This is a genomic window from Patescibacteria group bacterium (genome assembly GCA_034520665.1).
Taxonomy (GTDB): Bacteria; Patescibacteriota; Patescibacteriia; order JAXHNJ01; family JAXHNJ01; genus JAXHNJ01.
In genome coordinates, this window is the sequence record JAXHNJ010000002.1 from 365,692 (window position 1) to 389,854 (window position 24,163).

A 24,163-nucleotide genomic window follows, 5' to 3' on the forward strand; every position below is an offset into this window, starting at 1 on the left:
ACAAGGAAAGTGAAAAATGAAAAAAAAGTAGAATATTTTTGTACATTTTTTAAATTTAAATTATCGAAAAGTAAATTCTGTAATTTTGCCCAAGTCCTTAAAGCCAAGGAGTTCTTATAAAAGATCTTACCTTAAACTTCTACTAGATTTTAAAAGACTTTCATTTACCACCTAAAAGAAAGGAAAGAAAAATGAATGATAATCTCTTTGATCTAAGGAAAAATCCTAATAAAACCAGTTCTGATGGTAAAACAAACAAGCCTGGAGATTTGTTCGGTTTATCTGCTATTGATCCAAGCTATGATCCCACCAAAGACATTAATCTTCAAGAATATAATGGTGATTTCCAAGAAGAAGATCCAGACGAACCTCAGGATGGTTTTCCTGATAATAAAATTTTCCACGTTTTCTAATTATCCCTACCCCCAGTCTTTTAAGGCTCGGGGGTTTTTTATATTATAAAAGAACGCCTAAAAAAAGACGCCCTATTATATTAATTTTACTATTTTGATAACTGAGCCGTTATTTTATTAGAATAAAAACCGCACTAACATCATTGCTATAATTAAAGCACTTCTCCTTCTTTTATTTCTACCGTATTACTACAGGTAACCTGATAAGCTGTGTCCACCACACAAATAGAATAATAATGTGTACCCTGGGTTAAGTTTACTTCAGTTTTTCTGGCACTGCCGGCCTTTTTGCCTGTATCAACATAACTGACAGTACTGGCATTGGAGATCGCTTGCAAATAATCATCGGCTGGATAGGTAGGAGTAGCCTCGGTTTGTGACCAAACAAGCTTATAGTATTTAAAATCTGATTCAATCGATTTATTCCAAGAGAGAGTGACTCTATCGGCACTAATAGACCCCGAAAGTGTAACCGCGCTAGGAGCATCATTTTCATTGATAGCCGTGATCTGGACCACATTACTACAAATAGTTTCGTCGCCAACGGCGCAAATTCGATAGTAATAGCTAGTACCATTTACAGCTAATTTATCTCGATAACTAGTATTACTTTTGCCTAGGGCCGTTATATATCCGTCATCGGGGTATCTGAGATCAGCATTTGTTTTTGAGCGAACCACTTTGTAATACTTAAATCCGGCCATAGATGAAAGATCAGTCCACCAGAGGCCCACTCCGGTACTTTCCGCTTTAGCCGACATAGTGAGAGAGATTTCGCTGGTTGAAGATGTTTCTGGTGCGGTTACGATAATATCATTAGAATAAACCCCGCATTCAGAACCTAAATACTGGCAAACCCGAAAATGCCAAGTTTTACCATCTTTTAATTCCCATTGGTAGCTTTTATTTTCTCCCTTATTTAAGTAGACATAATACGAGCCCGGGTAAACTGGATTTTCTTCCAGACTTCTCACAACTTTAAATCCGTGACTAACATCTAGCCCCGTAGCTGTCCAAGAAAGACTGACACCATTATCGCTGGCTGAACCGGTTAAAACAATACTACCTGTTTCTTCGGTAGAAGTATTGGTATTTGAATTTGTGTTAGTATCGTCACCCGTATCATCTTCCTCCGCTTTATTATTTTCTTCTTCTTTTTTAAAATCTAAAAATCCCAGTTCTTTTTTTTCTGACTGGTCTTTTTCCTTGTTCCACATGACAAAAGCGTCATTTTTTACTTCCTCTTGATCAATTTCTTTAACTACTTTAACTTCTTCCGGTTTATCTTTTTTTTCAATATAATATTTCTCACCCTCAGCCACCACCGTTTCATTGCCTTCGCCAATAACTTTAACACTGCTCTCAAAAACCTCAACTCCTTTTTCACCTTCATTATTAACCGTGCTAAAAGCCGTGCCTAATGATTGATAGACTACATCCATAGCTTTAATCTGATAGGTTCTCTCAAGCTTGGCTACCCGAGAGTAAATTTCTCCTTTATCATTAGTAATAATAATATTATTCGGATCCATACTAGTCAGAGTAATACCAGCATTACTGTTTAAACGCACAGCACTGCCGTCATCAAGATTAATAATGGCTTTTCCTTCACCGACAATTTCTACTGAATAACTCTCAAATAAGTTATCATTTAAACTAGCTCGAGCCCACTGGCCATTAGGTTCTTTATATTCCACCACTCCTTCTAAATAGGAAAAGGTAGCCCCAATCTCAGTTTTTTCTTCCACTTCTTCGGCCACAGTATTAGTATTAGTCACTTCTTCTTCAGTAAAATAAAGCTGGTAAGCCATGTATCCGCCAATAATTACCAAAATGAAAACTAAAGTTAGAACATAAGGTAAATAACTCGATTTTTTATTTTCTTCACTCATAATTTTTTATTTAATTGATAAAAGGAGATTAATAAATAAACCTCCTTAATTTAATTTTATAACAAATTTATTGATTAAACAAGCTAATCACACTCTCCCCAGCTTTGACCTGATTCAATATCGACCACTATCGGCACCTTTAATTTATGAATATTCTCCATGGTTTCTTTAACAAACTTTGATACTTTTGAAAGCTCTTTTTCCGGCACCTCAAAGACCAGCTCGTCATGAACTTGCATAATCATTTTTGACTTAGAGCTAATCCGGGGTAACTCTTTGTCTATTTTGATCATGGCTAATTTTATAATATCAGCGGCTGTGCCCTGAACCGGATGATTAATAGCCGCTCTTTCGGCCGCTGCTTTTAAACCCTTATTACCGGACTGAATTTCCGGGTAATAACGGCGCCGGCCAAACAGGGTTTCATTATAACCCTCTTCAAAAGCCTGATCCCGACTGGTTTCCAAAAAGTCAGCTACTCCTTCATACAAAGAAAAATATCTTTCAATAAAATCGCGGGCTTTATCTAAAGAAATACCCGCATTGCTTGAAAGCCCATACACTCCCAGACCGTAAATAATACCAAAGTTAGTCGCTTTAGCGGCGTAACGCATTTTTTTCGTCACTTTGTCTAAAGGCACTTCATTAATAATAGCCGCTGTGCGGGTATGAATATCCTCTCCTTTTTTAAACGAATTAATCATTTTCTCGTCCCCAGACAGAGAAGCCACTACTCTTAGCTCTATTTGAGAATAATCAGCCTTTAAAATCTTATATCCTTTTTCCGGTATAAAAGCATTTCTAATCTTGGCTCCAAGCTTGGTGCGAACGGGAATATTCTGTAAATTAGGTTTAGAAGAGGAAAGCCGTCCAGTGGCTACTATAGTCTGATTATAACTAGTGTGTACCCGTCCAGTTTTTTTATTTACTAATTTAGGCAAAGCCTCTAGATAAGTTGATTTTAACTTGCTTAATTCGCGGTGTTCTGAAATAAGATTAATAATCGGGTGACGATCTTTCATTTTTTCCAGTTCAGAAGCAGCTGTGGAAATACCAGTCTTGGTCCGGCTAATACCCTCGGCTGAAATTTTTAATTCTTCAAACAAAATTTTTCTTAATTGAAGCGGTGAATTTATATTAAACTCACACCCTGCTAGTTTATAAATCTCTTTTCTTATTTTAGATAAACGTGCCCTAACTTCCTGGCTCATTTCAGCTAAATAATCACTGTCAATTTTTACTCCCACTTCTTCCATTTCCGCCAAAACTCTGACTAGGGGCATTTCCATTTCATGAAAAAGTTTATCTAAATTCTTTTTATCCAGTTCTGGGTCCAGCTTTTTAGACAATTTAAAAGTAAAGTCAGCGTCTTCGCAGGAATACCAGCTTAATTTTTCCAGGGGAATTTTCTCTATCAGCAATTGGTTTTTCCCTTTCTTTCCGATTAGGGCCGTCATCGGCTGCATTTCATAACCGAGCTCAGAAAAAACCAAACTATCCAAATTATACTGCCTTACTCCCGGGTTAATTAAATAAGCAGCAATCATTGAGTCAAACCAAAGCGGTTTAACCTCCACCCCGGCTTGCTTCATAACAGAATAATCATATTTAATATTATGGGCGTATTTTAATATTTTTTCGTTTTCTAAGATTGGTTTTAACTTTTCTATAGCTTTCGGCAATTTTACAACAGAGACAAAATAAGCCTCATTCCCTTTAAAACTAAAACTAATACCCAAAAGACGGGCCTTTAAGGGCTCAAAGCTGGTGGTCTCAGTATCAAAACAAACTTCTTTTTGTCTTTTTAAAGCCTCAATTAACTTAATTAAATCCTTTTCTTTATCAATTAACTTATATTCCAGCCCCAAATCCTTGGCTTTTTCTTTTCTTTTTTCTTGATTATTTTCGCTACCTAATGGCATTTTACCCTGAAATCCCTTTCCCTTTTCTACTTCCGGCAATCTGTTTAACATACTTTTAAACTCTAGCTTTTGAAAAAGCTCCACCACTTCTCTCCGGTCATAATCATGGATTTTAGCTTTTTTCAAATTAAATTTAAGTGGTACATTACAATTTATAGTAGCCAGCTTTTTGGAAAGCTCGGCTTCTTTTTTATTTTCTTTTAAAAGCTTTTGCCAACGCTCTTTGATTTTGTCGATATTTTTATAAATTTTTTCCAAGCAGCCGTATTCTTTAATCAGCTTAGTGGCTGTTTTCTGGCCCACTCCTTTTACTCCTGGAATATTATCTGAGGGGTCGCCTCGCAGGGCTTTGTAGTCAACCACTTTTTTAGGCCCAAAACCAAATCTTTGTTTAACCGCTTTTTCATCATAAATTACCTCATCACTCACTCCTTTTTTTAAGGTAAAAACCTTGGTACTTTTATTAACTAATTGCAAAGTATCTAAATCACCAGTAACAACAATACTCTCAATTTGTGATTTGTGATTTGTGATTTGTGATACGATTGTGCCGATTAGGTCATCGGCTTCAAAACCTTTTTTTTCAAAAATGGGAATATTAAAAGCCTTAACCACTTCTTTAACCCGCGGAATCTGATCATAAAGCGACTGGTCCGCTTTAACCCGCGTGGCCTTGTATTCTTTATACATCTTGTCGCGAAAAGTCGGGCCGGCTAAATCAAAAGTAGCCGCTACATAGTCAGGCTTTAAGTCATTCAAAACTTTAAGTAAAACCGAGGTAAAACCATAAACAGCGTTAACTAGTTCACCTTTTTTGGTGGTCAAAGTCGGAGGCAAGGCGTGAAAAGCCCGGTGAATCAAAGCATTGCCGTCTATAATTACTAGTTTTTCTTTTTTTGTCATATTCTTATTTTAACAAAAAATAAGCTTTTCGTCTTGCTAAAATTTATACTACTAATTTAAATCTACTAACCTTAATAAAAATATTGACATAATAAAAAACCTATGTTTAAATACCCTGTTATAGTACTTTAAATTTAAGATTTGTTTTTTTTACAAGAAGGGAGTATCAAATGAGTGGTAAAAAGAGAAACAGTATAGAAGATTTAGGTCTAATTAAATGCAAAAATGTGAAAGGATTTTGTTCTATTTGTAAAACTAAATGGAGAGAAGGAAAAGACTGTCCAAATGGTCACAAAAAAGGTGTTACATATTTTGTACAAGAAAGAAAAAGTAATAATCTAAAAAGAAGAAGATTAATTAAATGTAAACTTTTTGGAAATCGATGTAATATTTGTGGCTCATCTGTTGATGAATGCGGGATATGCAATAATCAACATGTCCTGGGTCAATTTTATCCTGTTTAATTTTCTTTTTTCATTTAGAATATATGGGGGAGTAAAAAAATCTTTATCTATTACTTGGCGAATCAATTATGATTCGCCTTTTTTATATCACTTGATTTTTACTTATCTTTTTATATTTACCTAGGTCAAGATCATCAATTTCTAACTTACCAATTCTTACTCTACTTAATTCATCAGTCTTATAACCAATTTCCTCAAACATACGCCGGATTTGTCTTTTCCAGCCCTGATGGATAATAATTTTGTATTTTTTATCATCAATTTTTTTAATTTTATCAAACCTAGCCAAACCTTCCTCTAATTTAACACCTTTTTTCAATTTTAATAAATTTTCTGAAGATAATTTATCACTTAATTCAACTTGATACTCTTTTTCGTGTTTAAACTTGGGATGAGTCAGCCTGTAAATAAAGTCTCCGTCATTGGATAAAATTAAAAGACCTTCGGAATTTTTATCCAGCCGTCCGGCTATTTTTAAATGATGATATTTTTCGGGCAAAAGTTTATAAACTGATTTTTCTCCTTTAAAATCAGCTCGGGTGCAAACATAAGCCCGGGGCTTATTCAAAGCCAGATAAGCATACTCTTTTACCTGGCAAGGTTTATTATTGACTAAAACCTCATCTTTTTCCGGATTAATTTTTATTCCCAACTCTTTAACCACTTGGCTATTTATTTTAACCCGGCCTTGTTTTATTATTTGGTCAGCTTTTCGCCTGGAAGCCACTCCACATAATGATAAATATTTATTCAGTCTCATATTTTTAGTATAACATACTCAAGAATCTAATTTTCTAGCTTTAAACCATTTAATCAATAAGGTGCCCCCGGTAATAATTACGCCAGCTAAACAAACCCACAAATATTTATAAATATTACTTTTATTATCCTCTCCTTCAATCATAATTTCTTTTTCGCTAGTAGCCCCTAAAACTTCACCTTCTTCATCTTCAGCTGCTTCTGATATTTTTTCTTCCCCTAGAACCCGGGCTTCATCTAACACTCTTATATCACTGTTTACTCTTGGCAATAATCTAAACCCCAAATCATTATCATAAGAAATTAAAATACCTAAAACTTCTACTTGGCTGCCTTCTTTATAATCATGGCCATTTATATTAGTGCCTCTTTTATAATAAATTTCAATTTCTTCTGTTTCTTCACTTAAAAGCATTTTTGTTTTTGAGTTTTCTAAAACACTGCCATTAACTATAACCAAACTGCCGAAATAAGTTTCATCAATTTCTCCTAAACTTAACCTGATCGCTTCCGGAAAAATATCTTGATCGCTCAATATCTTAACATCCTCCTCACTGCCAATATTAATTTTCTTTTCCCCGCTACTCTCTGAAATCTTGCCGGTTATTTTTACATAATCACCAATTTTCAAGTCCGGAAAATCTTTTTTATATGAATATATTTTAATACCGTTTTGCCCATCAAAAAGATAAAAGTACTGAACCCCAAAAACAGCCGGTTCCACCGCTACAAAACCTTTGACTATTACTTCCTGGCCTTTTTCTAATTCTTTAGCCCGATTGATTGATACTTCGGATATTTTTGCTGCTTCTGATACTTCTAACTCCTTTACCTCTGCTTCATCCTTTATCCCTAAGACTTTCTCTGAATTTTCCACCTCCTCTAAATCCTCTGTTTCTCTTTTCTTTTTTACATCTCCTAAAATCTCATTTTCACTGCCCGGGCTGACCAAAGAAGTCCAAGCCCAACTATTAGTGCCGGCTTTTCTGGCAAAAGAAGAGCCTTTTATTGCTTCGGGATATTCTACTCCATTAACCACTTTTTGCTTGGGGTCTAAAAGTTGTAAGGTCATACCTGAATTTTTTAGATATATCTTTGTTTGCTGATAACCAAGAACTAGAAAGCTTTCTGTTTCTATTAAAGTATCTTTTTCAAAAGTAAAGTATTTTTTACCATTATAAATCTGCCAGCCTCTTAGATTAACCGGTTGATTGTCTTTATTGATTAATTCAATAAATTCGTTTTCCAGATCACTGCCTTCAGGATTAGGAAAAACTTCATTAATTAAAATTTTATCAGAAAAATCATACTCGATATTTTTGGCTTTATCTTCAGTATTTTCATCTTCTAAATCTAAATTTTCATTTTCTTCCTCCTGATTATCTTCCTCTTCATTTACTTCATCAAAAACAAACTCTTCCTCCTCTTCTTCTTTTTCTTTAACTACTACACTTAAGCTGGCAGTGACTTTATTATAACCGTCACTAATGGTTAAAGTAACACCATAATCACCAACTGTCTGAAAAACATGATGCGGAGTAATGCCTTCTCCCTGCTGGCCATCTCCAAAATCCCAGGAAAAGCTTAATTCATCCTCTTCCGGGTCAAAAGAGTCAGAAGCGTCGAAATAAACTTTTTCACCGACTAATACTTCCCTATCTTCTCCGGCCTCAATCACCGGCGGCTGGTTTGAATTTTCCTGACCCGGGGTACCAAATTCTTGGTCAGTTTTAAAGCCTGTTTTCTGGCTGGCAATATGCCAGGAACTTTCTAAACTTCCCTCTTCAATTTTTGTGTTTCTTTCCATTGACTGCCAGACCTCACCGGAAGAATATTCGCCTGATAAAGGCTGCCCTGAACCATCATCAGCTGTGTCAATTAAATTTCCCTTATCATCATAAAGTTTTATCTCAAGCTGGCTGTTGGACAAAGAGACTGACGTATCCACCAAATTGCTTTCTACATTTAGAGCTGACTTTTCTGATTCTGATGAATAATTAGAAATAATATAAAAATTATCTAACACTTCACCTTCTGGAATCTCTAGCATTAATTTTTCTTCCCCGGAAGATTTCTTGCTTAAATACCAGTTTGATAAATCAACCCGGGAATCAGATAAATTTTTCAGCTCCAACCATTCATCATAAGAAGAAATACTTGACCCCATCCACATCAATTCGTTAATAACTACCATGGGCCTTTCATAAGACTGGACTTTTTTAGCTTTAATAAAAAGACCATTACTCACTAATAAAATAATGAGTAAACTAATAATAATTTTTTTAGTCATTAGTTTAATCCTCGTTAAGCCACCGTATTTATTTTTTAGTTGTGGTTATTGCAGCTAGTAAGGTTTTAGGTTTTAGTTTTTGTAATTCTTTTATTATTAAAATTATCCCAAGCCTTGGCCAAGGTAAATGTTTGCCGAGCAATTTTATCATATTCTTCGATTAAATTATTACATAAATTTTTATCAAAATTATAAAAATCTTTAAGCTGTGATAAGCCAACAATAGTCTCATTAATTTCAGCTAAGGCATCATCAAGATATTTCTGAAAACCGGCCTTTTGGTGTTTTTTAGCATAACCTTCGGCAATAAGACGTGGTATAGCTTTACAAGATCTTCTTAACTGAGATGACAAATCATTTCTCTCTATCGAAGGAATTAATGGCAATATTTTATCAAATACAATAACACAAGTTTTATAACTTGATCTATAAATTTCTAAATCATTGAAACTTTTTATTTTTCTATAAACCATAACTACAACCTTACTAGCCGCCATAACTAAAACTAAATTCAATAAAAAAATTTGGTGACTCCTTTAGCGGAGCCACCAAAATCTGTCTACAAGTATAGAATATATTTTTCGGCTAAATATGTCAAGTTGTAAATCCACAAATTATCAACTTCTATTATAGTATGACCTTAAGCTCCGTCAAAGGACACAAGTTTTGCCCTTATAAAAAAGGGGCTCGTTTGAGCCCCATGGGAATTACCATTTTAAATTGGCCTTCATGGCCTTCAGGCTATCAAGATAACCTTCAAGCTCAAAAAGCTTAGTAATGCTTTTATCATGGTGGAGGTGCCAGATAGCTAAAGCTAAAAGCCTAGAGATAGAAATAACTTCCAGTTTTTCTCCCAGTATTTCCCTGGCTTCCTCAAAAATTGGCAGAGAATCGGTGGTAATAATCTTTTCTATAGGACTATCAGCTAAGCTTCGGCAGACATCCAGATTAGCTAGCACTGGATGGATAAGAATAGCATTAATGCTCTTAGCATTTTTACTCTTGGCTGCCTCAGCCGCTCTGATTATAGTAGCCCCACTTGAAGTCATATCATCAATAAAATAAATGGGCCGATCCTTAAAATCACCAATTAGACTTATCTTGTCTATTCCTTCATCGCTTGATCCAGTTTTATGACCAATACCAAATCTAATATCATCCATTACTTCATTCAATCTTTTGTAAAAAGATTCTACTAGTTTGGCTCCGCCGGCATCAGTAGAAGAAAGAGTGATTTTATTCAGCTTATTTTCAATTATCCAGTCCAAAATAACTGGGCGGGCGTTAAGGTGGTCTACCTTAATTTTATTATCAGCCATTTCTGTCACAGTAGTAATAACCGGATTGTGAAGATTAAGAAAAACTATACGGTCACAACCTGTACCCACTAAATTTCTAATCTTCACTTTCATAGAAATCGGCACTCTTGATTCTCCACGCCTGTCCTGACGAGCATAGCCGAAATAAGGAATTACGGCCGTTACTCTTTCCGCTGATCTTTCCACCGCGTCAATAAGAAGTTCTACTTCCGTTTGATTCCGATCGGGCTGATTAGTTGGTTGGATAATAAAAACATCCATGCCCCGGGTATTACCCAAATCAACAATTTTGGCTTCGCCATCAAGAAACCTACCAACTTCTCCTGATAATAAGTCCTTATGAAGACAAGCGGCGATTTCATGAGCCAAATCACGATGAGCATTACCGGTTAAAAGAGCTAGATTGTTTGTATTTTTATCCATCTCCTTCTCCTCTCGCCAAAAATTTAAAAGAAATTAAAGGTACGTTCATAATTAGCTTTTTATCTTATCAAGACTAATAAATCTGTCAAATTAATAATAACTATTTTTTTCTTTCTTTGTCTGATTTTTTAATATATTTATCCAAGCCTTTGGAAATTTTAGCTAGATTAAACCCGATAACTTGAAAAAGTTTTCTGTTAGTTGGTTCTTTTTTTGGCTCTGGGTGATTCAATTTTTGCCAAATTTTTTCGTTAAATTCATTAAGACTATTTAATTTAAATTCTGCCAGAGAAAAAACCTTATCATCTCTATCTTCAGAAGCCGGTACGGCTACTACCTTAATCCTGGCCGCCCGAGCTGCGATTAGACCGTTTTCTGAATCTTCAAAACAAAAACAATTAACCGAATCAACTTCTAATTCTTTTAAAGTTTTTAAATAAATTTCCGGATGAGGTTTGCCATAATTATCTTCTTCTGATGAATGAATAACCTGGAAATATTTTTTAAGACCAAACTTTTCTAACACAGCCATGACTACTTTTTTATAGGAAGAAGAAGCCAAAGCTATTTTTAGTTCTTTTTTTTCCAAAAAATCCAATATCTTTCTTGCTCCTTTTTTTAATTCTCCTTTTTGTCTTATTCTTTCTACCACTTTATTAACTATTTCTTCTTCAGCTTTTTTTAGAGAAATATTTTTCAAGGGTATAACCTTATGCCAGGAACTAATTACTTCGTCAACCCGTCCGCCTTTAAGTTCCTGCCATAGTTTTTCTTTAAACTGCGATCCATTTTTTTTAACTACCTCTTTTAAGCCTTCCTTCCAAAAAGGCATTGAATTAATTAAGACCCCGTCCATGTCAAATATCACGGCTTTAATTAAATTTTTTTCTTCAGTCATAATATATTTTAAATTAATTATTTTTGGTGTTTAGAACAATAGTAAGTGCCTCGCCCGTTAACTTTTTTAATTCTCAAGATATGATTTTCCTCATCTAACTTTATTCGAATATTTAATCATCTGTTTGGCATTTTTAGGAGCGTATCCTTTTTCGTCATTATCAAAATAACAATAGATTTCTTTTACCCTTTTTTCTTTTTTAATCTTTTTAAAATAACTTGCCCAAGCCCTTAAACTATTTCCATGATAATTACCCTGATAAGGCTTATCACTGGGACCGTGTAAACGAATGTAAGCAAAATCAGCTGTTATTTTTCGCGGCGTTTTAATACCGGCCAGCTGATAAAGGCAGAAGGCAATATTATTTTTCTTAAGCAAATTATAGACATCATCACGCCACCAGGACTGATCCCGAAATTCTATGGCAATTTGTTTTTTCTTCGGCAGTAAATTAACAAAGTTATTTAATCTTTCAATATTCTTATACCAATTAGGCGGCAGCTGAAAAAGGATTGGCCCGAGATTATTATTCAAAAGATTTACTCGTGAAAAAAAGCGTTTTAGACTTTCTTTGGGATTTTTTAGCTTTTTCATGTGGGTGATATACCGGCTGGCTTTGACTGAAAAGATAAATTCTTTTGGCACTTTTTTTCTCCAGCTTTTTATTACTTTTTTTGAAGGCAGGTTATAAAAGGTATTATTTACTTCTACTGTCTGGAAATGATCAGCATAATAATTCAAAAAATTATTAGTCTTAATTTTTTCTGGATACCAAGCTTTTTGCCAGTGTTTATAATTCCAACCAGAGGTACCAATATGAATTGTGTCTTTGCTATTCTTAGCCATTAAAAAATTTGTGGTTTATTTAATACACTTTCAGTATAACATTTATAATTACTTAAACAATTTGATTATTTATAATTTATTTTATTCCCCTTATTATCCCAGCTGTTTTTAACCACCTTTCCGCCGTCTTAACTTTCTGCTAAAATAAATGAGTAAACTATTATCAATTAGATGATTATTTTATATAGTATTCTTTGTTTTTTAGCTATAACTATTTTTCTTTTAGTTATTCTTTTATTTAAGCCGAGGAAAAATAAATTTATTTATGAAAAACAAATAGATAAAATACTTCTTAATAATAGCTTTAGTTCATTTAAGCCCGATGAAATGCATCTTCTTGAAAAAATAGAAAATAACACCGCTTTTTTCCGAATAACTAAACCGGGGCTCTATTCGGCTTATGAAAATAATGTCTACTCTCAATATTATATAGTTCCAAAATTATATAAAAACAATAAAAAAAATATTGGAATTAATGCTTTTTTTATCCGGAAAAAACCAAAAACCTGGTTCGAACAAAGATTCCCCCAAAGATCAACCTTATTCTTTGAATTTTTATTAAATATTCAAATAAATGAAGAAATTATTATATTTAGAGAGTCTTTTAATACTAAGCTCATGAGAAAATTTTTTCCTGATAGCCTTTTAGTTGAGGATGTAGACATTGAAAGTATGCTTTTTAACCATAAATATCAGGTATTCACCAATAATAAAAAAATTGCTTTTAAACTGCTTGATCCTCTAATTGTTGATTTTCTTAATAAAGAAAAATATGTTTCTTTAATTATAAAAGAGAATTCAATAATTTTTAAAATTTGGCCAAAAATTTCTGAAAAAAAATTAAAGCAGTACTTGAATATTGGCGTAAAATTTGTTAAACATATAAAGAGTATCTATAAAAAATAATAAATTTAGCCCAGGTGGCGGAACTGGTAGACGCGCTAGGTTTAGGACCTAGTGGGAGTAATCCCGTGGAGGTTCAAGTCCTCTCCTGGGCACCAGTGCTAACATTTTTATCAAACTATATGACTAATATGAAATATTTATTTACAAGTACTATTATTTGCCTTTTTTTATTAATCCCTTTGGCAGCTCATAGCACTGACGATTGTGAAAACGGTTATGAATATCAGCGTATGAGTGGAGTTGGTTGTGTTCAAATAAATTGTAACGACATCCCTAATGCTCATTATAGTTACACAAAAGATTGTATTTGTGGTTCCTCTGGCAGTATCCATGAAGACCCTTCCGACCCAAATACTGAGTGTTATAGAAAGCCCACTTATAAAGCTTGTCCAAGTTGCTTATACGCCTGTGTTCATGCTGGTGAAGAGTGCCCCGGAGAAGAAAGAGATAATTATGTTGAAGATAGTCAAACAAATACAAACACTAACATAAACAGCAACACTAGTAATCAAAATTCTAACACCAATCAAAGCGTAAATAATAATACTAATTCCAGCAATACAAATATTTCTGTCGCCGGCACTAATATATCTCTTTCCACTTCAGGAAATATTGATTACAACAGTTGTGAATATATCTGCAGTAAATTTACTCGAGGAAATAAATACGCTGTCGTAAATTTAGCTGAAGGAACTCCTCCAAACTGTAAATGTCAGATAGATATAAACGACAAATTAAATCGTCTTAACCAAACCATAAGTGTCAACGGGGACAATGAGACCACATTAACATTTGACCCTAACACTGGTCGGTTAATTAAAAAAACAAAAATCAATAGAAAAGATGAAGTGGAAAAAATTAGAAAAAGATTAGGCTATAAGTACACGCAAGAACAAATAGATAAATTACTAGCCTCTAATAAAATTGATGAATGGTTTAATCAACAGATAAAAAATATTAAAACTTCTACCAGCTTAAAAGATCCGCAGTTTTGGTGGCAACATATGGTCGCCATTTGGGATCATGGATTTGGTGGTAACAGCGCTGACTTTGTTGACACCTATGAATTCGGGCGTTGTGGTGATTCAATGCTTTGGTTGAACCGTAATCTTACTGCTCATTTGGATATAAATGACAACAAAAATACTGCTGGACAAAAACACGAAGCCATCCTTTCAATTACTGGAGAAAAATACGGCAACCTATTAAATCATACCTCCACTCTTATTCGCCCACAGGGTATATCAAACGTCGCTTGGGAGGATTTAGTAAAAACCCTCCAAGATAAATCAGGAGGTGGAGACAAAAATCCCGGTATTAAAAGAAATGATCTAAAAAATATCGCCCCAGAAATAATGGATGCAAAAGTATTAGATCCATACAAAAAAGAAATAACCACCGTTAGAGAATTTATTAAGGGATGGTCTTATATAAGAATTGGTTAATTATAAATATATGAAAAAAAGAAAAATAATTTTTTTGTCTATAATAGCAATAATTTTTTTGATCTTACTTTTTGGTTATTTTATTTTGCGTTGGATACCAAAAGATATTACAGAAGTAACCGAGATAAATTCCGAAGAACATTGGGGAACAATTACCGGCTCGCTGGGTTATCCAAGCGATATTATTCCTGACATGGGAGTTTGTGCCGAAAGCACTGACCAGAATGACTTATTTTGCACCTATGAAATAATTGAGAATGAAGATTTCACTTATGGATTAGGCTATGAAATAAAAGTGCCACCAGATTCATATTACGTTTTTGCTCATCTTATTGATGAAACTAACAAAAATATTGGGTATACAGATGAAGATAAAGCCTACTATTCAAAATTTGTAACCTGTGGCATGGGCCTAGAGTGTACTTCGCACAAACCAATTAAAGTAACTGTGGAAAGATATGAAACCGTTACCAGAATTGATCCAATAGATTGGTATAATTTTTAAAATTTGGCCAAAAATTTCTGAAAAATAATTAAAACAGTACTTGAATATTGGCGTAAAATTTGTTAAACATATACAGAGTATCTATAAAAAATAATAAATTTAGCCCAGGTAGTGGAACTGTCCCGAAGTTGTCAAAATCTTTAATTTTGTGACAACTTCGAGGATCCTCGTTCTCCTTTTGCCAGACGAAAAATTTACTTGCCCGCCTATGCCTGCGCCAGGGTGGTGAAACTGGTAGACACGCAAGGTTTAGAACCTAGTGAGCGCAAGCTCGTGAGAGTTCAAATCTCTCCTCCGGCATAGGCATTGGCGGGCGGGCCTGCCAGGGCTTGGGAGTTCAATTCTCTCTCTCCTAGCACTAACATCGACCTGTGCCAGACGTAGCCTTTGGCGAAGTCATCTCCTGGGCCCCATAAATCAAGCTTTTAGTCTATTTTTCTGGAATTAAAAATATATTTATTAAATTATAAATTTTTGCTAATATGAAAGCATAAAATAACTATAAAAAATCATGCTTTTATTTTGGATTTTAGTCTTTATTGTTTCCTTAGCAGTATTAGTAAAATGCGCTGACTGGTTTTTAATCAGTGCGGAAAAAATAGGCCTATCCCTGGGCTTATCCCCTTTTATTGTCGGCGTGACTATTGTTGCTTTAGGTACTTCTTTTCCTGAACTTATTACTGCTTTAACCGCCTCGTTCAAAGGAGTAACTGAAATTGTGCCAGCTAATGCTATTGGCTCCAACATCGCCAATATACTTTTAGTGGTTGGTTTTGCCGCCATTTTCGCTAAAAAATTAACTGTTACCAAAAGCTTAATTAATCTTGACCTGCCTCTTTTAGCTATTGGCACCGTCCTTCTTTTGGGTATTCTTTGGGATGGGGAAGTTAATATATTGGAAGCAGTACTTTTGCTTTTAACTTATACCACCTATATTTTTTATACTCTAAAACATGAGGAAGAACCTAACTCTTCTGAAGAAAGAGAAATTCTGCCATCGCGCCCCAGCCGCCGTCACCACATTACCCACAAAAAAAAGAAAGGGGGAATTAAACAACAAAAATTAATAAAAAAGGATTTTGTTTTATTAGTTATCGGAGTTTTAGGCTTAATTTTTGGTTCTCGTTATTTAATAAATTCGGTTACTGAGATTTCCGCTATATTAGAAATTGGCGCCGGAGTTATTGCTATCTCGGCCGTGGCTATTGGTACCTCTTTGCCCGAATTAATGGTTACTATTAAGGCCGCTCTAGCTCATAAATCAGAAGTGGCCTTAGGTAATATATTCGGCTCCAATATCTTTAACATGCTAGTGGTAGTTGGTTTACCCGGTATTTTTTCCAACTTAAAAGCTGATGAAAAAACCATTACCCTTGGTCTGCCCGCTTTGGCTCTAACTACTTTAATATTTGTTATCTCCGGTATCTCCAGAAAGATTCATATCTGGGAAGGTTTTTTCTATCTTTCTTTGTATGTTTTATTTATTGGTAAGTTATTTGATTTGTTTTAAAGAAAATAAAAGTTTAATTTTTTAAATTAAAAATAAAATAGGAATAAAACCCTATTTTTTATTTTCTTTAATTAATTTATATGAAAATATAGGCCCAAGAATAAATAAAAAAATTACTTTAACGGCTCTTCCCAGTAAAGCACTAGCCAGTGATACTGTCGGGGATATACCAAAAGCATTTGCAGAAAAAACAATAATTACTTCTTCTATACCTAGATTAGCTGGTGTAATTGATATGAGTAAAGAAAGATTAGTTAAGGAAGAAAGAATTAAAGCTCCTGCAAAATTAATTTCCACTCCAAAAACTTTAAATTGAAGGATCAGCATCAAAGCAATTAATGTAAGCTGAAAAATAGCAAAAAGAGCTACCAAAAAGATAATTTTTTGATTATTTTTAATTAAATTCCAGCCATGGAAAACTTTTGAAATTTTTCCTAACCACCTCCCTTTTAATTTCGGAATGTATCCCGAGAAAAAAATTAATAATAACATTAATAAAATAATAATAAAAAAAATACCTATTATTAACCAATTATAATTTTCTATTATATTAAAAATATATAAAGAAGAAAATAAACCAATAATTCCTGAAACAATAAATATTATTATATACATCCCAGCCAGAGTAGATAAAAAAGTAGTATAACTTAATTTATATTTTTTTTTCAGATAAGCAGCTCTAATCATCATTCCCCCTCTAAAAGGAGTTATTAAATTATAAAAACCCGTAGCCACAGCTAGCATAAAAGATTCACTAACTTTAATAATTATCCCAAAAGGTTTAAGCAATGAGCGAATATAAACCGCTACACAAATATAAGAAACCCCAAATAATATAATAAGGTAAATAATTAAAGCTGGAGAAACTAGAGAAAGTTTTTGAAAACTCGAAATATTATTGAAAATATAATATAAAGCAAAAATTAAAAGTAATAATAGAATTATTAACTTTATTATATTTTTTTTAATTTTATTCATATTATAAAATTATAATTTTTTGGCTATACATAAATACCCTTCAGATAAATCAAACCTATTAAATAATTTGCTAAATTGTATAAAGGAATAAAGCACATACTTGTTGGAAATTAAACTTATTAGAGGTAATTTAACAAAATTAAGTCCACTTTTCTGGCTAAGTTCATATTTGCTTCTAGTTAATATTTTATTTTTCTCTCGTCTTGCAAATATAATTCTAATTAATTTTAATAAATTTAAAAAAGGAAATCCATAAGAATAAAATTTAATTATCTGAAAATTATTCTTTCCTAAAAAATTAATTAATTCTGCTTTTTCATAACGCCTAAAATGACCGACCAATTTATCATCAATACCCCAATATTTTCTACGAGCAGGAACAGAGAAAACAATATAACCGTTGGAATTTAATAAAAAATTTATTTTATCTAAAAAATCTTGGTCATTTTCTATATGTTCAAGAACTTCAAAAAAAGTGATTAATCCAAATTTTTTATTTGTCTTAAATTTTAAAAAATCAATTTGACTAAATTTTAATTCTTTGGATTTTTCCTCTTTAATCCTATTTTTAATTATTTTTGCCGCTTTTTTAGAAAAATCGATAAGATGCCCCATATAATTACTTTTAATTAAACTAAAGGCAAAATCTCCAGAACCACAACCTATATCAAGAAAATATGTTTTTTTAGGTACATAATTTTTAATTAAATCTAAAGCTAATTTTTTTCTAAATAAATAGCGTGGGTATTTTATAAATTTATTTTCTGACATTTTTTTTAATTATCTCTTCCAATGAATTTTTAATTCTCTCCTGCACTGATAAAAATGTATTAAATCCCTTTTCTGAAATTTTCTCTATTAATATTTTATTATTTTCTAATTGGGTTATTGCTTTAACTAAATCTTTTGGATCAGAATTTTTTACCATTAAACAATTATTTTGACTAATAAAAACTTCCTTATTAGCTTCATTCTGACTAACAATGACTGGCTTCTTCATTGCTAAGAACTGATAAACTTTTCCTGGAATCACTCTTTTAGCTTTAGAAATTTTTGAGAAATGACCGCCTAAACAAACATCAGCTTTAGCAATTTCCTCCGGCAATTTTTCATATTTAATCCAATCAATAAATTCTATATTATTTATATTTTTTTCTGCAACAATCTTATTAATCTTATTTTTTTTCGGCCCTCGTCCAATAATTTTAAAAATGATATTTTTTTTATTCTCTAATAACTTGGCAGATTCAACAATATATTCTAAACCATGCAAGGGGCGAAAAGTTGAATAATATAAAACAATAAATTTATTAATTTTTTTTATTTCTTGACGCGGATAAAAAATATTCTTGTCAGCGCCAACATAGACTGAAGAAATTTTATTTTTAGGTATTTTATAAAGTTCCTTAAAGAATTTAACATGAGTCTTTGTATCCAATAAAATATGATCAACAATACCAAGTAGATATTTTTCAAAGTAAAACATCAACTTACCAATTAATGAATAAGGTGAGATAACTTTTCTCTCAAAACAAAGCGTATCATAAAGTGATATAAAAGCGTCAAAAATTATCGGCTTTTTAGTTAATAAGCGCAAAAAAGGTAAAACCTCGTGACCACGAAAACCGACAATAATTACATCTATATCTTTTTTAGAAATAAATAGATATTTCCAGAAAACCTGTAAATATCTAAATAAAGATTTTTTATTTACAACACATTCTATGACATCAATACTTTTAATTTCTTTTAGGCAATTAATGATTACATTTTGTCTGACATAATTATCTAAATAATAAGTGGCAAAGTAAAGAATTTTCATAATTATGATTGATCTTTCTTTACTGTATTATTTCTTTGATAATGTTTTATTTTTTCAAAATATATTATTTTTTCTTGAGTTCTTCTTACCTTATTAATCATATCAGCTACTAAACCAACAATAATTAGTAATAAACCGAAAATATTTAAGGCTAAGCCCATAAAGCCTAAAGTTTTATAGGGAAAAACTGCTCCTAAAATTAGTAATCTTATAAATATAAAAATATCAAAAATAAGACCAAGAATAAAAAAAATAATTCCGGTCCAGCCAAAATATCTTAAAGGCTTATAATCAATAAGAGTTCTAAAAAAAGTATTTAATATTTGATAGCCATAACGCCAAAGATTATGGGCAATTTTTGATTGACCAAAATCTCTTTCGCCCTTTACTTTAATAGGAACTTCTTTAATTAATAAATTTTTAAAAGCTAAATTAAGAATCGTTTCATGGGTGTAAGTATAACGCCCAAAAAGATTAAGGTTCAGTAAGGCCTCTCTAGAATAAGCCCGAAAACCGCAGGAAACATCATAGAATTTTTTCTTTGTTGATAAACTGATTAATCGGCTAATTATAAAATTACCCCCTTTTTTTAGCCGCGGCATTCTAGGAATAATTTTTTTATTTATAAATCTTGAAGCAGTGACTAAAGCCTTTTTTTCCTCTATTATTGGTTTCACTAAATAAGGAATATCTCCGGCATTAAACTGACCATCAGCGTCAATATTAACCATTATATCTGCTTTTCTTTTTAAAGCTTCCTCTACTCCTCTTTGAAAAACTAAACTTAAGCCCTGATTTTCTAAAAAAGAAATAACTTCGGCTCCGGCTCTTAAAGCTTCCCTTTTTGTGGCGTCATCAGAGCCATCATCAATAACTAAAACTTCTATATTATCAATTCCTTTAATTTCTTGGGGGATATCTTTTATAACCGACTTTATTGTCTTTTCTTCGTTATAGGCCGGCAGTAAAACTAATAACTTCATATCTTTTATTTAATCATATAATTAATAATTATTAAAGAAATTAATTTATTTTTATTTTATAAAAATAAAATCCATTTTTTTCAAATAGTAATTTTAAATCTTTATTTTCTTTTATTTTATATAGATTTTTCAAATTTGGTCTAAGATATGGTATTTTTTCATTGTTAAAAATAAGATATTTTATTTCTCTGTTTCTAGCAAATTCAATTATATCTTCATACTCATTGCTTGGCAAAATATAATTTATTCCTTGAGCCCAATAAGCTATTATTCTTGCATTCGTTAATATTTTATGGCCAGAGCCATACTTTTCCTTAAAAAATTGACTCATTTCTTTTATTTCTGTATCTCTGAACAAGGAAAAAAATCTGAATTGATAACCATCTTCTATAGCAATAACAAACTGAAAAGACAAAAAAACTAATAAAATACTCAATATAACTATCCTCTTCTTTTTAAAGGATAAACTTTGATATAATCTCACTATACCTACGGCCACAATCATTAATATAATTGGAGTTAGCGGAAAGTAATAGCGGTAATAGACTTTTCCTGAATAATATATAAAAAGGAAAAAGGGTATCCAGCTACCTAAAAAATAAAGTTTGTGCAAAATATATTTTTTCTTTTTTGAAAAATAAAAAGCAAAAACTATAAAAATTATCTGAAAAATAAAGTAACAGATAACATAGGCTATATTATGAGGTAAATTTCTGAAAAAATTATTAATATAAATAATTATATACGATTTTTTTGGTTTTTCCATTTCTAGCTGGTTACTATTATAATCTGTATTTTCTTCATTCAACCCAAAGAAAATGATATTTTTTTCAAAATAAGAACTTTTGCTAGAAGAAACCGCGTAATCCTGCTGACCGGTAATTACAAACTGGCCTTTTTCTTTATATAAATAAATCAAATAAGGAGAAACAACCATAACCACACCAATTATTAATAAGGTTAAACTAATAAATAATTTCTTTAATCTAATTCTTTTATAATAAATATAATTAATAAAAAGCCATAAGATTATAACCGGCAAAAAACTTAAACCAACAATTCTTACATAATAAGAAAAACCAATTAAAATACCTAAGATCAGATACCAAAAAGTATTTTTCTCTTTATTTAAAAGAAGCCAACTTAAAAGAACAATACTAATAAAGAGAAAAGTAAATAAAGCTTCGGTCCAGGCCGCACCAGAATACCAAATAACATAAGGGTTTAAAATAAATAAAATAATAGATAGAATAGCTATTTTAAAATTAAAAAGTTTTTTAGCCAGAAAATAAATAATAATAATTGATAAAAAAGTACTAATTAAGGAAACAATCTGGCTGGCCAGTTCAATATTATTTAAATAAAAATTATAAACATAAATCATAAAAGGAAAACCAGGCTGTATCAAACTATTTAACCGGGTAGTAGTATTAATCTTTAAACTTTTATCTAGGTTTTCTGCTAATTTGAAATATAAGGCTGAGTCACTACTAGAAACCACTGAAGAAGAAAAAGTAAAAAATAAAACAAGAGCTAATAACAATATACCTCCCACAAAATATATTTCTTTTTTTCTAGACATTATTAAAGCTTTTTTAATTATTTTAAAATTTACCCCGCCCCATTGTTTTTTCTTCGTTATAGGCCGGCAGTAAAACTAATAACTTCATATCTTTTATTTAATCATATAATTAATAATTATTAAAGAAATTAATTTATTTTTATTTTATAAAAATAAAATCCATTTTTTTCAAATAGTAATTTTAAATCTTTATTTTCTTTTATTTTATATAGATTTTCTAATCTAGGCCTTATCCAAGAAATACGATTTTTATCAAAAATAAGATATTTTATTTCTCTGTTTCTAGCAAATTCAATTATATCTTCATACTCATTGCTTGGCAAAATATAATTTATTCCTTGAGCCCAATAAGCTATTATTCTTGCATTCGTTAATATTTTATGGCCAGAGCCATACTTTTCCTTAAAAAATTGACTCATTTCTTTTATTTCTGTATCTCTGAACAAGGAAAAAAATCTGAATTGATAACCATCTTCTATAGCAATAACAAACTGAAAAGACAAAAAAACTAATAAAATACTCAATATAACTATCCTCTTCTTTTTAAAGGATAAACTTTGATATAATCTCACTATACCTACGGCCACAATCATTAATATAATTGGAGTTAGCGGAAAGTAATAGCGGTAATAGACTTTTCCTGAATAATATATAAAAAGGAAAAAGGGTATCCAGCTACCTAAAAAATAAAGTTTGTGCAAAATATATTTTTTCTTTTTTGAAAAATAAAAAGCAAAAACTATAAAAATTATCTGAAAAATAAAGTAACAGATAACATAGGCTATATTATGAGGTAAATTTCTGAAAAAATTATTAATATAAATAATTATATACGATTTTTTTGGTTTTTCCATTTCTAGCTGGTTACTATTATAATCTGTATTTTCTTCATTCAACCCAAAGAAAATGATATTTTTTTCAAAATAAGAACTTTTGCTAGAAGAAACCGCGTAATCCTGCTGACCGGTAATTACAAACTGGCCTTTTTCTTTATATAAATAAATCAAATAAGGAGAAACAACCATAACCACACCAATTATTAATAAGGTTAAACTAATAAATAATTTCTTTAATCTAATTCTTTTATAATAAATATAATTAATAAAAAGCCATAAGATTATAACCGGCAAAAAACTTAAACCAACAATTCTTACATAATAAGAAAAACCAATTAAAATACCTAAAATTAGATACCAAAAAGTATTTTTTTCTTTATTTAAAAGAAGCCAACTTAAAAAAACAATACTAATAAAGAGAAAAGTAAATAAAGCTTCGGTCCAGGCGGCACCAGAACACCAAATAACATAAGGGTTTAAAATAAATAAAATAATAGATAGAATAGCTATTTTAAAATTAAAAAGTTTTTTAGCCAGAAAATAAATAATTATTATTGATAAAAAAGTGCTAATCAAGGAAACAAGCTGGCTGGCCAGTTCAATATTATTTAAATAAAAATTATAAACATAAATCATAAAGGAATAACCAGGTTGTACCAGGCTATGCAAACTAGTAGTAGTATTAATCTTTAAACTTTTATCTAGGTTTTCTGCTAATTTGAAATATAAGGCTGAGTCACTGGTAGAAACTACTGAGGAAGAAAAAGTAAAAAATAAAACAAGAGCTAATAACAATATACCTCCAAGAAAATATATTTCCTTTTTCTTTCCCATCATTAAAACTTTTTTAATTATTTTTAAAATCTGTTCCTCTCTTTATAATAAATAATAATTGAAAAAAAGCAGTTAAGCAAGCCGTTTATCTCTTAAAATAAAAGATGATGGCTCTTTAAATTTTGGAGGAAATAATGTCAGAAGAAAAGATTAAAAAATTAGCCGCTCATGAAATTGGCTGGTGGAGGGCGCATCATAGAAAAGATAAAAAGGAATTCTTAGATCATATGGTTAAACTATATATAATTCAATTTGGAATTAAAGAACAAAAAGCCTGTGAAGCTGTTAAATGGAAAATTGAAGCAGCTGACTGACATGATAAAGCTGAATATTATGAAGATAAAGGAGAACAAGAAAGAGGCAACGATTTTTGGAAAAAAGCTGAGGAATGCTTGCGAGAGCATTTCAAGATTCTGACGAGTTAATATTTTCAGGGCCTCAAATAAGAAGCTCTTTTTCTTTTCTATATATCTTGATCACTCCCCGCCAAAGGCGGGTCCGCCTCTGGCGGAAATATCTTGTTATCTCTCTTATATTTGACAAATCTCAAAAATAGGTTATAATAACCAATACAAGAGAAATAAGGAGTTATCCACAAAAATATGGAACAAAAAAACCTTAATCTTAAACAAA

21 protein-coding genes and 2 tRNA genes are annotated in these 24,163 nt (G+C 31.5%); 9 read left to right on the top strand and 14 right to left on the bottom strand.

Annotated features, from left to right (window positions below):
* Positions 1 to 191 precede the first annotated feature (191 nt).
* Complete coding sequence (locus U5L76_04155) at positions 192 to 413, top strand: hypothetical protein (protein MDZ7798779.1); 222 nt, start codon at positions 192 to 194, stop codon at positions 411 to 413.
* A 152-nt stretch (positions 414 to 565) separates the two neighbouring features.
* Here U5L76_04155 and U5L76_04160 read toward each other — a convergent pair whose 3' ends face one another.
* Entirely contained in the window at positions 566 to 2,305 is a 1,740-nt protein-coding gene (locus tag U5L76_04160) for a FecR family protein (GenBank protein ID MDZ7798780.1), read from the bottom strand.
* Between the two features lie 83 nt (positions 2,306 to 2,388).
* The gene (gene polA, locus U5L76_04165; GenBank protein ID MDZ7798781.1) at positions 2,389 to 5,130 is read right to left on the bottom strand and encodes a DNA polymerase I; all 2,742 of its coding nucleotides are present in this window, start codon (positions 5,128 to 5,130) and stop codon (positions 2,389 to 2,391) included.
* Between the two features lie 170 nt (positions 5,131 to 5,300).
* Here polA and U5L76_04170 point away from each other — a divergent pair, with 170 nt between their 5' ends.
* Positions 5,301 to 5,594 carry a hypothetical protein gene (locus tag U5L76_04170; protein ID MDZ7798782.1) on the top strand — a complete coding sequence of 98 codons (294 nt, stop codon included), beginning with the start codon at positions 5,301 to 5,303 and terminating at the stop codon, positions 5,592 to 5,594.
* 82 nt (positions 5,595 to 5,676) lie between these two features.
* Here U5L76_04170 and U5L76_04175 read toward each other — a convergent pair whose 3' ends face one another.
* From U5L76_04175 to U5L76_04200, 6 genes are all read right to left on the bottom strand, one after another.
* On the bottom strand, positions 5,677 to 6,354 hold the full coding sequence (locus U5L76_04175; GenBank protein ID MDZ7798783.1) for a pseudouridine synthase: 678 nt from the start codon (positions 6,352 to 6,354) through the stop codon (positions 5,677 to 5,679).
* Positions 6,355 to 6,372: 18 nt separating this feature from the next.
* The gene (locus tag U5L76_04180) at positions 6,373 to 8,643 is read right to left on the bottom strand and encodes a lamin tail domain-containing protein (GenBank protein ID MDZ7798784.1); all 2,271 of its coding nucleotides are present in this window, start codon (positions 8,641 to 8,643) and stop codon (positions 6,373 to 6,375) included.
* A gap of 65 nt (positions 8,644 to 8,708) precedes the next feature.
* Positions 8,709 to 9,116, bottom strand: a complete 408-nt coding sequence (locus tag U5L76_04185) for a four helix bundle protein (GenBank protein MDZ7798785.1) — start codon at positions 9,114 to 9,116, stop codon at positions 8,709 to 8,711.
* 234 nt (positions 9,117 to 9,350) lie between these two features.
* Entirely contained in the window at positions 9,351 to 10,385 is a 1,035-nt protein-coding gene (prs, locus tag U5L76_04190; GenBank protein MDZ7798786.1) for a ribose-phosphate diphosphokinase, read from the bottom strand.
* 100 nt (positions 10,386 to 10,485) lie between these two features.
* Positions 10,486 to 11,283, bottom strand: coding sequence for a hexitol phosphatase HxpB (hxpB, locus tag U5L76_04195; protein ID MDZ7798787.1), 798 nt, complete (start codon positions 11,281 to 11,283; stop codon positions 10,486 to 10,488).
* A 90-nt stretch (positions 11,284 to 11,373) separates the two neighbouring features.
* The gene (locus tag U5L76_04200) at positions 11,374 to 12,129 is read right to left on the bottom strand and encodes a DUF72 domain-containing protein (GenBank protein ID MDZ7798788.1); all 756 of its coding nucleotides are present in this window, start codon (positions 12,127 to 12,129) and stop codon (positions 11,374 to 11,376) included.
* 171 nt (positions 12,130 to 12,300) lie between these two features.
* Here U5L76_04200 and U5L76_04205 point away from each other — a divergent pair, with 171 nt between their 5' ends.
* The 6 genes from U5L76_04205 to U5L76_04230 all read left to right on the top strand — a co-directional run bounded on the left by U5L76_04205 (position 12,301) and on the right by U5L76_04230 (position 16,495).
* On the top strand, positions 12,301 to 13,035 hold the full coding sequence (locus tag U5L76_04205) for a hypothetical protein (protein ID MDZ7798789.1): 735 nt from the start codon (positions 12,301 to 12,303) through the stop codon (positions 13,033 to 13,035).
* A gap of 8 nt (positions 13,036 to 13,043) precedes the next feature.
* Positions 13,044 to 13,130: transfer RNA gene (locus U5L76_04210), tRNA-Leu, on the top strand.
* Between the two features lie 24 nt (positions 13,131 to 13,154).
* Entirely contained in the window at positions 13,155 to 14,480 is a 1,326-nt protein-coding gene (locus tag U5L76_04215) for a hypothetical protein (GenBank protein ID MDZ7798790.1), read from the top strand.
* 10 nt (positions 14,481 to 14,490) lie between these two features.
* Entirely contained in the window at positions 14,491 to 14,985 is a 495-nt protein-coding gene (locus U5L76_04220) for a hypothetical protein (protein MDZ7798791.1), read from the top strand.
* Between the two features lie 216 nt (positions 14,986 to 15,201).
* A tRNA-Leu gene (locus U5L76_04225) sits at positions 15,202 to 15,285 on the top strand.
* A gap of 211 nt (positions 15,286 to 15,496) precedes the next feature.
* A complete protein-coding gene (locus tag U5L76_04230) occupies positions 15,497 to 16,495 on the top strand; it encodes a calcium/sodium antiporter (GenBank protein ID MDZ7798792.1) in 999 nt (332 codons plus the stop codon).
* A 51-nt stretch (positions 16,496 to 16,546) separates the two neighbouring features.
* Here the strand turns inward: U5L76_04230 and U5L76_04235 are convergent, their stop codons facing one another.
* From U5L76_04235 to U5L76_04260, 6 genes are all read right to left on the bottom strand, one after another.
* Positions 16,547 to 17,473: a lysylphosphatidylglycerol synthase transmembrane domain-containing protein gene (locus U5L76_04235; GenBank protein MDZ7798793.1), complete on the bottom strand. Its 927-nt coding sequence runs from the start codon at positions 17,471 to 17,473 to the stop codon at positions 16,547 to 16,549.
* Between the two features lie 9 nt (positions 17,474 to 17,482).
* Complete coding sequence (locus U5L76_04240) at positions 17,483 to 18,244, bottom strand: class I SAM-dependent methyltransferase (GenBank protein ID MDZ7798794.1); 762 nt, start codon at positions 18,242 to 18,244, stop codon at positions 17,483 to 17,485.
* Complete coding sequence (locus U5L76_04245) at positions 18,231 to 19,295, bottom strand: glycosyltransferase (protein ID MDZ7798795.1); 1,065 nt, start codon at positions 19,293 to 19,295, stop codon at positions 18,231 to 18,233. Before U5L76_04245 ends, U5L76_04240 begins: the two co-directional genes overlap by 14 nt.
* 2 nt (positions 19,296 to 19,297) lie before the next feature.
* Positions 19,298 to 20,278 (bottom strand): glycosyltransferase family 2 protein, encoded by a 981-nt coding sequence (locus U5L76_04250; protein MDZ7798796.1) that lies wholly within the window; start codon positions 20,276 to 20,278, stop codon positions 19,298 to 19,300.
* Positions 20,279 to 20,318: 40 nt separating this feature from the next.
* On the bottom strand, positions 20,319 to 21,860 hold the full coding sequence (locus U5L76_04255) for a glycosyltransferase family 39 protein (GenBank protein ID MDZ7798797.1): 1,542 nt from the start codon (positions 21,858 to 21,860) through the stop codon (positions 20,319 to 20,321).
* Positions 21,861 to 21,988: 128 nt separating this feature from the next.
* Complete coding sequence (locus U5L76_04260; protein ID MDZ7798798.1) at positions 21,989 to 23,533, bottom strand: glycosyltransferase family 39 protein; 1,545 nt, start codon at positions 23,531 to 23,533, stop codon at positions 21,989 to 21,991.
* A gap of 131 nt (positions 23,534 to 23,664) precedes the next feature.
* On the opposite strand from U5L76_04260, the gene U5L76_04265 reads away from it, so the two are divergent.
* Positions 23,665 to 23,844 (top strand): hypothetical protein, encoded by a 180-nt coding sequence (locus U5L76_04265; protein ID MDZ7798799.1) that lies wholly within the window; start codon positions 23,665 to 23,667, stop codon positions 23,842 to 23,844.
* The last annotated feature ends 319 nt before the right edge of the window (positions 23,845 to 24,163 follow it).